This is a genomic window from Pseudomonas sp. MF09156 (assembly GCF_059862305.1).
Genome location: NZ_JCBCUR010000031.1, coordinates 1 through 12,119, shown reverse-complemented (window position 1 = coordinate 12,119; position 12,119 = coordinate 1). Strand labels below are relative to the sequence as shown.

Sequence of the window (12,119 nt, the reverse complement as noted above, 5' to 3'; positions counted from 1 at the left end):
TCCCAATTGGCTTCAGTTTAAGGCAAAGAGGTGTCTACGAGACCCGGGGCGATTCAGTTCATGTGGGAAAACTCGCCAATTCGTTGTCGAAAGTTCCCTCTAGGGCTTTGAGGGCTGGTCAAGGTTGATTGGGATACTTCATTGTAATGAGGAAGGAAATAAGTACATCGTACGTAGCACTTTTTGATCTCATGAAATGGAGTTTATGTACTGCGGCCGGTGGATGCGCTGGCGAGTAGGCTGGAGGTATAGGCTCCAGTCTTACTTTATTTACGGCAGCAACTGCTGTTAAAAAAGTGTCTGGAGAGGTGGGATCATGGCTTCAAAAAGTTTTCAGAGTGAAGTGCCCAAGGCGCGAGTCAACATCAAGCTTGATTTGCATACTGGTGGTGCCCAGAAGAAAGTCGAGTTGCCGCTCAAGCTGATGATCATGGGTGATTACAGCAATGGCAAGGAGCAACGCCCGCTCTCTGAGCGAGGCAAGGTCAACATCAATAAAAACAACTTCGACAGTGTCCTGGGTGAGTTTTCTCCTAGCGTGAAACTCGCAGTCGATAACACATTGGCCGGCGATGCGTCTGACACCTCCGTCGAGTTGAATTTCCAGAGCATGAAGGACTTCGAACCCGAGCAGGTAGCGCGGCAGATTCCGCAACTGCGCGCCTTGTTGGCCATGCGCAACCTGTTGCGTGACCTGAAATCGAACCTGTTGGATAACGTGACCTTTCGTCATGAGCTTGAGCGCATCCTTAAGGATGACGCACTCAGTGATGAACTTCGAGCCGAGCTGGCTGCTCTGGCGCCCAAGGAAGAACGTTAATTCATATCGGTAGTTTTAAAAGGAAGTTCCATCATGCCTGCAGAAAATTCCAGCGTGCAATCGCACGGTGCTACAGTATTGTCTGAACATAACAATGGTGTTTATGCCACCTTGTTTAACAAGATCAACTTAAGCCCAGTTACTGAGTTGGGAGGTATCGAGGTTTTCCAGAATTCTGAGGCGCTGTCTGAGGTCTCGGCTGATGAGCGGGTAACGGCCGCCGTGAATGTCTTTTTAAAGTTGATTAAGCAATCTACACAAAAAGTCGAGCGGCTGGACAAGATTCTGCTGGACGAGCACATCGCTTTGCTGGATATGCAGATCAGTCGCCAACTTGACGTGGTCATGCACCATCCTGACTTTCAACGCGTTGAGTCAACGTGGCGTGGCGTGAAATCGCTGATCGACCAGACAGACTTCCGTCAAAACGTTCGTATAGAACTGTTGGATATCAGCAAGGATCACCTGGTGCAGGATTTCGAGGATGCTCCGGAAATCGCCCAGAGTGGTTTGTATCTGCATACCTATACTCAGGAATACGATACCCCGGGGGGTGAGCCGATTGCCTCGGCCATCTCCAACTACGAATTCGACCGCAGTCCTCAGGACATTGCCTTGTTGCGCAATATTTCAAAAGTGGCCGCCGCTGCGCATATGCCGTTTGTGGGTTCCGTAGGCCCGGCCTTCTTTGGCAAAGATTCTATGGAAGAGGTCGCCGCGATAAAAGACATCGGCAATTACTTTGACCGTGCCGAATACATCAAGTGGAAGGCATTGCGTGACAGTGATGATGCACGCTATATCGGCTTGGTCATGCCACGCGTTCTGGGTCGGCTGCCCTATGGGCCCGACACCGTTCCCGTACGCAGCTTCAATTACATCGAAAGCGTAAAAGGGCCAGATCACGACAAGTACCTGTGGACCAATGCGTCGTTTGCCTTTGCCGCCAACATGGTCAAGAGCTTCGTCACCAACGGCTGGTGCGTGCAGATTCGTGGGCCGCAATCGGGCGGTGCCGTCACTGAGTTGCCGATCCACCTCTACGACTTGGGCACTGGCAATCAGGTCAAGATCCCTTCCGAAGTGATGATCCCGGAAACGCGCGAGTTTGAATTTGCCAATCTCGGTTTCATCCCACTTTCGTACTACAAGAACCGCGACTATGCGTGCTTCTTCTCGGCTAATTCTGCGCAAAAGCCCGCGTTGTACGACACGGCCGACGCCACCGCCAACAGCCGCATCAACGCGCGCCTGCCTTACATCTTCCTGCTGTCTCGCATAGCCCACTACCTGAAGCTAATCCAGCGCGAAAACATCGGCACCACCAAGGATCGTCGCCTGCTGGAACTTGAGCTGAACAAATGGATCGGCGGTCTGGTGACTGAAATGACTGATCCGGGCGATGACCTGCAAGCCTCGCACCCGCTGCGGGATGCGAAGGTGACGGTTGAAGACATTGAGGATAACCCCGGCTTCTTCCGTATCAAGTTGTACGCCGTGCCGCACTTCCAAGTCGAGGGCATGGACGTGAATCTGTCACTGGTTTCGCAGATGCCCAAGGCCAAAGCCTGATTCAGTCGTAGGGAAACGATGCCATGAAGATCGATCGCCCTCTATGGGCCGCCGGGGCGTTGCTGTGTCCGCAGCAATTCCAGCAGCAGGCGCGCTGGGAGGCTTGGACTAACGAGCGGCTCGCTCAACTGACCCTGGCGCACCCTTGGGGTGTCCAGGCCGTTGAGTTTGACCCGGAGGCTTTACGACTGGGCAAACTCAAGGCGACTCGACTGCGCGTGCGAATGCCGGATGGTACGTGGATTGACACTGAGCAGGTGGACCGCCTGCCTCTTGCCTTGGAGCTGGCGCAGTTACTGGCTGACGATGATCAGGAAGCGTTGTTGCATTTGGCCTTGCCGCTGGAGCAGGCCAACGGCAACAACTGCTTGTTTGAGGGCGGCAGAGTTGATCGACCGATGCGCTATCGCCAGTCGTGGCGCGAGGTGCAGGACATTTATGCCGACGAGGTGCAGTCGATCAGTGTGCTGGAGCACGCGCTTAGCCTGCGTCTGCACAGTGACGACAACGCTGATTACCTGACGTGCCCGGTCGCGCGTCTGGTGCGTGATGGGCAGGGCGCCTGGAGCCTGGATCCTGCCTATGTGCCGCCGCTATTGAGCTTCGCTGCCCATGCAGGGTTGTTGAACCAGTTGGACAACCTGTTGACGCAGCTATCGGCCAAGCGGCAACGGCTTATGGGCATGCGCCGGGAAAGCAACCAGCGCATGGCCGACTTTGCTGTGGCTGATGTATCGCTGTTCTGGTTGCTCAATGCCTTGAATACCTATCAGCCGGTATTGGCGGATCTTCAGGCATTTCCCGCACGGCACCCCGAGCAGGTCTATCAGCAGTTGATAAAGCTGGCCGGCAGTCTGCTGACGTTCTCATTGGAGCACGATATCGACAAGATTCCAGCTTACCGGCACGAGTCTTTGGAGACGGTGTTCCCACCATTGATGCACACCATTTCCCTGTTGCTTGAAGCCAGCCTGCCGTCGCGGGTCATTGCTTTGGAGCTGGAGGAGCATGGCGCCAATCGCTGGCAGGTCACGTTGAACGACCCTCGGCTGCGCGAGCGTGATGGTGCTGATTTCTATCTGTCGGTGCGCTGCCGACTACCGGCGGCGCAGCTGCAGGACCAGTTCCCACGTCTGTGCAAGATCGGTACGCCGGACGAGGTCAATTACCTGGTCAACGCGGCGCTCGACGGTATTCCGCTGCAATCCCTCAGCCATGTACCGGCGGCGATTCCATTGCGTCTGGAAAACCAGTATTTCGCGCTGGACCTTGATCATTCAAAGGGGCAGGCGGTGCTGGACGAAGGGGTATGCGCTTTCTATGTGCCAAGCACCTTGGCCGACGTGAAACTTGAACTGTTTGCGGTGCTGCGCTCATGAACCTGACGGCTTCCAAAGAACACACAGCAGTGGCTGTGGATATCGATGCGCTGTTGCAGGACACCTACCTGTTGGTGGTCGAGTTGCGCCAAGGCGCCTCCGTGCCGCGCAGCCAGGACCTGTCGCAACTTTGTGTTGAGCAGGTTGAACACGTTCGGCAGCAGTTGAAACTGGCGGGTCTGAGCCAACGCAGCATAGACCACATCAGTCATGCTCAGTGCGCGTTGCTGGATGAAACCGTACTCACTTGCGCCGAAGGTGACGCGCACGCCTCCTGGGCCAGCGAACCGTTGCAGACCAAGTTTTTTAATCGCCATCAGGCGGGCGAGTTTCTGTACGAGGACATGCGCGACGTCTTGCGCGAGCCTGCGCCCGATCGGCAGGTGCTGACGGCCTTTCAACGGGTACTGATGTTGGGGTTTCGTGGGCGCTATCGTGATCTGAGTGATCCCGAGCGTGAGCAGTTATTGGTTGACCTCAGTGCACGGACCATTCCACTTCGGGTCAGTCAAAGCCTGATAACCCAGGCGAACGGCAGTGAGCTGATCGCAGGCCTGGCTTGGCTGCGCTCACCTCTGGTCCATGTAGTGGCCGTGGGGATGTTGCTTGCGGCCACATGGTGGGGAATGGATCACCTATTGAGCGGCGCAATTGCCTCGCTCTTGCCTGATCAGGCGTGAGGGCCAGATGACCTTCAACCTGTATCGAATACTTTACCTGTGGGCAGGGGCACTGGTCCTGGCTTTGCTGGCCATCATTCCGCTCGCGATATGGGTACGTGCCCTCGGCGTGTTGATAGCCGTGTGTTGTGTTGCGTGGGCCTGGGTATCGCTGCGTCACCGTGTCGAACGGCAGCGCGGGTCGGTACGCCTGGCCGATAACATGGCCCTGCCTGCGGCGTCGTTCCGTCACCCCGTCGTGCTGGTTTGCGGTGATGGCCTGGAGGGCCTATTCGGCATTGTTCCAGCCGAGCATTTGGCCCTGCGTGTCACCGAGCAAGGTTGCTATGTGCGCGTGCCCAGCCTGAAGCAGCTGCCGGTCGTCACCGATAGCGTCCTGGCCTTGCGCCCAGGCTGGGGAGGGCAACTTGGCGTGATGTTCACCGTCAACCCCGGCGCCCATAGCGATGGCGCGGTACTCGCCGGTCAAGTGCGTGCCTTCAATCACCAGGTGGCCTTGGCACGCAAGCGCGGCATTGCGCTGCCGCTGTTGCTGGTGAGCTACCTGCAAACCTTGCAGGGCGAGGAGCCTTGGTTCAGTTGGAACAACGGCCAGGCCGAGGCCCGTGTGCGTGATGCGGGGGCCTGCGTCAGTTTGGATGAGTGGCAGCAGCAAATCACTGGCTCGTCCATACAGGCGGCTCGGATGCACGCGAGTGTGCAGCTGAACAGCGTTGTGGCCTGGCTGCATGACGCCGTGCTGCCACACCTCGGCACTCGCAGCTCTCCAGGTTTGGCAACTATCTGCGCAGTCAAGTTGGTGCCGGCATTGCCTTATGCCGTGAAAGGGAGCCTGTGGCAGCAATGGTTACGCAGCAAAGTGGCGCTGATTGACAACAGGCCGGTGGTGACGGATGCGGTCTTGCCGTTCCCGGACGCGTTGCTCAGCCTGTTCCCGCTCGGTCCGCTGCGCTCCCCGGTACATCGCGCAAGCATTGCAGCAGTGTGGTTATTCGCCGTCGCAGGTGTAGTCGCACTCGCAAGCTCAGCGTGGCAGAACACCTTGTTGGTGCGTCAGGTCAGTGACGATCTACGGCGTTATGCGGCCATTCCACAGCCGACTCAGCGTGAGCAGCGCGGGTTTCTTTGGCGTGAAGACGCGGTGACCGTCCTTCGCCAGGATGCCCAGCGCCTGGACGCTTACTACCGGCACGGCGTGCCCTTGGCATTCGGCCTGGGCCTGTATCGCGGCGAACGCCTGCGCGCCCCGCTGCTGGCAGTGCTGGCCGCGCATGTTGAGCCACCGTCGACCACACCGCCCACGCGAATTGCCAACCCCGTACGGCTGGACAGCCTGTCGCTGTTCGCTACCGGCAGCGCCCAGCTCAAGCCGGATTCGACCAAAGTCCTGATCAATGCGCTGGTCGGCATCAAGGCGCAGCCAGGCTGGCTGATCGTGATCGCCGGGCATACCGACGCTACCGGCGACTCACATAACAACCTTCGGCTATCTCACGCCCGTGCCGCCGCCGTGCATGCCTGGATGCAGCAGATGGGCGGCATGCCCGACAGCTGTTTTGCGGTGCAGGGCTTCGGCGCCAGCCAGCCGATCGCCAGTAACGACACCGAAGCGGGGCGTGCAGCCAATCGCCGCGTAGATATCCGTCTGGTACCGGAGGCAGGGGCGTGCGTGCTCTCTACCGCGGAGCCGGACAGGCAACCCCCTGTCGTATCCCGCGACAGTTAAATTTCCAAGAAAAGGAGCTTCACATGGCAATTCCCGTTTACCTCTGGCTGCAAGACGACGGCGGCGCAAGCATCAAAGGTTCGGTGGACGTGCAAAAGCGCGAAGGCAGCATCGAAGTGGTTGCCCAGGACCACAGCCTGTACATCCCCACCGACAACAACACCGGCAAGTTGACCGGGACGCGCGTACATACCCCGTTTCTGTTTTCCAAGGAAATCGATTCGTCCAGCCCTTACCTTTACAAGGCCGTGACCACCGGGCAAACCCTCAAGAGTGCTGAGTTCAAGTGGTATCGCATCGACGACGCCGGGGAAGAAGTCGAGTATTTCATCACCAAACTGGAAAACGTCAAGGTGGTGAAAGTCGCACCGAAAATGCACGACGTCAAAGACCCAGCCAAAGAGAAGCACAATCACCTGGAGCAGGTCGAGTTGCGTTACGAAAAGGTCACCTGGACCTACAAGGACGGCAACATCATCCACTCCGATTCGTGGAACGAACGCCAAAGCGCGTGATAAGCACGGAGCCGCAGGCGTGCTTTCGCCTGCTGGCTGCCGGTGTGCTGGGTTGAGCGTCCGTTCGCGGGCGTTCAGCCAAACACATCGAGTTGCACAACCCCGGCTGGTTTTATCGACGACACACCCTGATCCCCGCACAAGGATGTAACCGTATGGCACCCAATTCCACTCGCTTGCTTCGCCGCCTCAACCCCTACTGCGCCCAGGCATTGAGTGCAGCGGCCTCGCTGTGCCAAAACCGTGCGCACGCACAGATCACCATTGAACACTGGCTGCTCAAGTTGCTGGGGCAGGGAGACGGTGACCTGACCGTGATCGCGCGTCGTTACGAATGGAATATGGAGACGCTGTGGTACGGGCTGCTTGAACACATTGATCAACTACCTCGCAGCGTGCAGAGCAAGCCGCAACTGTCGGAGCCATTGCAGCAACTGATCAAAAACGCTTGGTTGCGGGCCTCGCTGGACGACAACAACGACAGCTTGCGTTCCGTACACCTGCTGAGCGCGTTGATGGAAACGCCCAGCTTGTTGGTGTGTGAAGCCGCATGGCCACTGCTCAGCCTCAGTGAGGCTCAGTTGCAGCGCCTCTTGGTGCTGTTGGATCAATCGTCCGAGGAACGCCCTGAAGTGCAGGGGGCAGTCGAGCCAAGCGATCCCGAAACGTCTTCAGGTGAGCTCGCCATACTCCCACCCAGCGCAACGAAAAAAGTGGAGGCGTTGCAGGCGGTGCTGGACAGGTTCACCCACGACCTCACTGCCAAGGCAGCGCAAGGGCAGATCGACCCGGTGTTTGGCCGTGACGACGAAATCCGCCAGGTCATCGACATCCTCAGCCGCCGTCGCAAGAACAACCCGATTCTGGTGGGCGAGCCCGGTGTCGGCAAGACCGCACTGGTCGAAGGCCTGGCGTTGAGCATCGCCCACGGTATGGTGCCCGACAGTCTCAAATCAGTCAGTGTGCGCACCCTTGACCTTGGCTTATTGCAAGCTGGCGCAGGCGTCAAAGGCGAGTTTGAACAACGGCTGAAAAACGTGATCGACGCCGTGCAACAGTCCGAACAACCGGTGCTGTTGTTCATTGACGAAGCCCACACCCTGATCGGTGCCGGCAACCAGGCTGGCGGCGCCGACGCGGCCAACCTGCTCAAGCCCGCCTTGGCCCGAGGTGAGTTGCGCACCATCGCTGCGACCACCTGGAGCGAGTACAAACAGTACTTCGAGCGCGATGCTGCCTTGGAAAGGCGCTTCCAGATGGTCAAGGTCGATGAGCCGGATGATGCCAACGCCAGCCTGATGTTGCGTGGCCTCAAAGGGCGCTACGCCACTCATCATGGCGTGCACATTCAGGATGCGGCCGTGCAGGCTGCGGTCAGCCTGTCGCGCCGCTACCTCACCGGTCGCCAGTTGCCCGATAAAGCGGTCGACCTACTGGACACCGCCAGCGCCCGAGTGCGCATGAGCCTGGACTGCGAACCGCAGGCGTTGATCCGCCTGAGTGCCCGGAAAGTGGCCTTGGAGCTGGAGGGCCAGGCGCTGGAACAGGATCAGCGCCTTGGCGGGCATGGTGCCAATGAACGCCTGGCGGTGATTGCCGCCCAACACGCCGAGCTGCAACGCCAATACATCGACCTGGAGCAGCAATATCGGCAAGAACTTGACCTGACCCAGCAACTGATCGATGCGCGTCAAGCGCAACCGTTGCAGCGGGAGACCTGCGCGCAGTTGCAGCGGCAGTTGAACTATGTCCAGGGCAACCAGCCGCTTCTGTCGCTGGATGTCGACGCGCGTAGCGTAGCGGAAGTCATTGCCGATTGGACCGGGGTGCCCCTGGGCAGCTTGCTCAAGGACGAACAGGCCAACCTGCTGATGCTGGAGCAGCAATTGGGCGAGCGTGTCATCGGGCAGACGTCGGCCTTGAGTGCCATGGCCCAGCGCTTGCGCGCGGCCAAAACTGGCCTCACCGATGACAAGGCGCCGCTGGGCGTGTTCCTGCTGGTCGGCACCAGCGGCGTGGGCAAAACCGAAACCGCCCAGGCCCTGGCCGACAGCCTGTTCGGCGGCGAAAAATCACTGATCACCCTCAACTTTTCCGAATACCAGGAAGCCCACACCGTCAGCCAACTCAAAGGCTCACCGCCCGGATACGTCGGTTACGGCCAGGGTGGTGTGCTCACCGAAGCCGTGCGCCAACGGCCCTACAGCGTCGTGCTGCTCGACGAGGTGGAAAAGGCCCATCGCGACGTATTGAATTTGTTCTACCAGGTCTTTGATCGCGGCTTCATGCGCGATGGTGAAGGGCGAGAGATCGACTTTCGCAACACCGTCATTCTCATGACCTCCAACCTCGGCAGCGACCTGCTGCAAACCTGTGTACAGGATCAACCTGACGCACCGGACAGCGTGCTGCATGAACTGCTGCGCCCCATCCTGCGTGAGCACTTCCAACCCGCGTTGCTGGCACGCTTTCAGACCCTGATCTATCGCCCGCTGCAAGCTGACGCACTCAAGCGCATCGTGGCGATCAAGTTGGCCCAGGTCGCCAAGCGCCTGCAACGCCATTACGGCCTGGCGTGCCAGATTGACGACGCTCTGAATGACGCGCTGGTTGCCGCCTGCCTGCTACCCGATTCCGGCGCCCGCAATATCGACAGCCTGCTCAACGAGCAGATCCTGCCGGTACTCAGTCAACAGCTGTTGGAGCGCCGCGCGGCGCAGCAACGCACCCACGGCGTGCGCCTCGGCTACAGCGAGGATGACGGTATCAGCCTGCATTTCATCGATGTTCAAGACACGGCTCAGCCCGTTGCCCTGGAGGTGTGAGCATGCTTAATGGATTGCAAAACTTCTTCGACCACAGCCGGCACACCCTGAGTGTGCGCAACGTCGAGGCCAGGCTCGATGTTCTGGCTTTTGAAGGTCAAGAACACCTGAGCCAACCCTTCACCTATTGCGTGGAATTCACCAGCACCGAGCGTGACCTGGCTGCGGAAAGTATGCTCGGCCAGGACGCCAGCTTCAGCCTGCACGCCGCACCGCAAAAGCTGCCGGTCGCCGGGTTCAGCGCTCCTGAGGTCAAACCGCTGCGCACCCTGCAGGGTGTGGTTACCGGCTTCAAACGCCAGTCCGGCTCCAATGACCAGGCCACCTATGCGATCACCCTGCAGCCGCGCCTGGCCCTGCTCGGTCGTGGCCGGCAGTTTCGCGTCTACCAGCACCAATCGGTGCCGGAGATCGTCGAAAGCATCTTGCGTAACCGCCACGGCTTGGAAGGTCAGGACTTTCTGTTCAGCCTGAAACGCGACTACCCCAAGCGCGAACAGGTCATGCAATACGGCGAAAGCGACCTGGCCTTTATTGCCCGCCTGCTGGCCGAGGTCGGCATCTGGTACCGCTTCACCAGCGACGAGCGTTTGGGCATCGATGTGGTCGAGTTCTGCGACGATCAACGCCTCTACCAATTCGACATCGAACTGCCCCTTCGGCCGCAATCCGGGCTGGGCAGCAGCGGCCAGGATGCGGTGTGGGAACTGCAATCGAGCCACGAAGTGGTCGAACAGCAGGTGCATTTCCGGGCTTACCACCACCGCGATGCCGGCGCCCACCTGAGTGGTGAAATCGACCAGAGCCGGGGCGCGACCACCACCTACGGCGAGGCCTACCACTACGCCGAACCCTACCGCGTACTCGGCGATGCGCAGTCCCAGGACGAAGACCTGGAAGGCGAAAGCGGTTACTTCTATGCGCGTCTGCGCCACGAACGCTACCTGAACGGGCAGACCCAACTCAGCGGCATCAGCAGCAGCGCCACCCTGGCGCCGGGCCAGGTGCTCAAGGTCTCCGGCGGTGCGCCCCAGGCCTTCACGCCGGGTGCGGTGATCATCGGCCTGACCACCAAGGCCGCCCGCGACCAAAGCTTTGAGGCCAACCTCCAGGCCATGCCCTATTCAGAAACGGTGTGCTTTCGTCCAGAACTAAAGGAAAAACCGCAAATCGCCGGCACTGTCCCGGCCCGCATCACCAGCCCACAGGCCAACGACCCCTACGCCCATATCGACCTGGAAGGGCGCTACCGGGTGAACTTCCTGTTCGATCGCGACAGCTGGAAGGCTGGTGAGGAAAGCGTCTGGCTACGCCTGGCCCGGCCCTACGCCGGCGACACCCATGGCCTGCATTTACCGCTGATTGCCGGCACCGAGGTAGCCATCGCTTTCGAGCAAGGCGACCCGGATCGCCCCTACATCGCCCATGCTTTGCACGACAGCCAGCACGTGGACCACGTTACCCTGCGCAACGACAAGCGCAACGTGCTGCGCACCCCGGCCAACAACAAGCTGCGCATGGACGACACCCGCGGGCAGGAGCACCTCAAACTCAGCACCGAACACAGCGGCAAGAGCCAGCTCAACCTCGGCCATCTGGTGGATGCCGAGCGCCAGCCTCGCGGGGAGGGCGCGGAACTGCGCACCGATGGGCATGCCGCGATCCGTGGCGGCAAAGGCCTGTTTATCAGTGCCGACGCCCAGCGCCGCGCGCAGGGGCCGATGCTGGAGATGACTGCTGCCGTGGGCCGGTTGCAGCAAGCCGGCGAGCAGTTGCAGGCCCTCTCGGTGGACGCCGAGGCCAGCCAGGCCGATCCGGCGGATGTGCAGGCACAACTGAATCTGCTGCAGCAAAACCTGGAACAGCTCAAATCGGCGGTGCTGCTGCTCAGCGCCCCCCAGGGCATCGCGCTGACCAGCGGCCAGCATCTGCAACTGGCCGCTGAGCACAACCTGATGCTCAACGCTGGCGGCCAGGCCGATATCAGTGTGGTCAGGCGCCTGTGCATGGGCGTGGGGAAGGGGCTAAGCGTATTTGTGCGCAAGCTGGGCATCAAGCTGATTGCCAACCAGGGCGCGGTGAGCATCCAGGCCCAGAACGACAAACTGGAGTTGATGGCACGCTATGGGCTGGAGGTCACTAGCACAGAGGACGAGATCCGCATTACGGCCAAGAAGAAAATCACCCTCAATGCCGGCGGCAGCTACATCACCTTGGACCCGTTCAGCATCGAGTCGGGCACCGAAGGGGATTACATCGTCAAGTCGGCGAGCTACGAGTACGTGGTGGGGGCTGCCAAACAAGTAGCGCAGATGCCACAACTTCCCCCGGTGACTGAGTATGACGCTGACTCTTTGAGTTCGACGGTTTTCTCGGGATGACTTCTTTTCGTGACCAGGAGGGAGCGCACCATGGTTGATGGTGTTTTCAAACGGCTTGCCAATATATTTAGCCCCAGTGATTCGAAATCGGAGGGTATGCGTCCGGCCAAGTCATCTACCCAGCCCCGCAAAGCCAAGACATGGTGTGCACTTAAATTTAAGTGGGCACCAGTTCTAGCCTTTTAAGCGGGTATTTCATGCAGCCACAACGCCGTTCTTAC

8 protein-coding genes are annotated in these 12,119 nt (G+C 59.4%); all 8 read left to right on the top strand.

Annotated features, from left to right (window positions below):
• Positions 1-316: 316 nt before the first annotated feature.
• The 8 genes from tssB to AC19YY_RS30150 all read left to right on the top strand — a co-directional run bounded on the left by tssB (position 317) and on the right by AC19YY_RS30150 (position 11,898).
• Positions 317-820, top strand: coding sequence for a type VI secretion system contractile sheath small subunit (tssB, locus tag AC19YY_RS30185; protein ID WP_170041188.1), 504 nt, complete (start codon positions 317-319; stop codon positions 818-820).
• A 33-nt stretch (positions 821-853) separates the two neighbouring features.
• Entirely contained in the window at positions 854-2,392 is a 1,539-nt protein-coding gene (tssC, locus tag AC19YY_RS30180; protein ID WP_170041189.1) for a type VI secretion system contractile sheath large subunit, read from the top strand.
• 23 nt (positions 2,393-2,415) lie between these two features.
• Entirely contained in the window at positions 2,416-3,771 is a 1,356-nt protein-coding gene (gene tssK, locus AC19YY_RS30175; RefSeq protein ID WP_170041190.1) for a type VI secretion system baseplate subunit TssK, read from the top strand.
• Positions 3,768-4,451, top strand: a complete 684-nt coding sequence (gene tssL / locus AC19YY_RS30170; protein WP_170041191.1) for a type VI secretion system protein TssL, short form — start codon at positions 3,768-3,770, stop codon at positions 4,449-4,451. The genes tssK and tssL overlap by 4 nt, the downstream gene beginning before the upstream one ends.
• A gap of 7 nt (positions 4,452-4,458) precedes the next feature.
• On the top strand, positions 4,459-6,177 hold the full coding sequence (locus tag AC19YY_RS30165) for an OmpA family protein (RefSeq protein WP_170041192.1): 1,719 nt from the start codon (positions 4,459-4,461) through the stop codon (positions 6,175-6,177).
• A gap of 23 nt (positions 6,178-6,200) precedes the next feature.
• Positions 6,201-6,692: an Hcp family type VI secretion system effector gene (locus AC19YY_RS30160; protein WP_065952232.1), complete on the top strand. Its 492-nt coding sequence runs from the start codon at positions 6,201-6,203 to the stop codon at positions 6,690-6,692.
• A 155-nt stretch (positions 6,693-6,847) separates the two neighbouring features.
• A complete protein-coding gene (tssH, locus tag AC19YY_RS30155; protein WP_170041193.1) occupies positions 6,848-9,517 on the top strand; it encodes a type VI secretion system ATPase TssH in 2,670 nt (889 codons plus the stop codon).
• A 2-nt stretch (positions 9,518-9,519) separates the two neighbouring features.
• Entirely contained in the window at positions 9,520-11,898 is a 2,379-nt protein-coding gene (locus tag AC19YY_RS30150) for a type VI secretion system Vgr family protein (protein WP_172311689.1), read from the top strand.
• Positions 11,899-12,119: the final 221 nt, after the last annotated feature.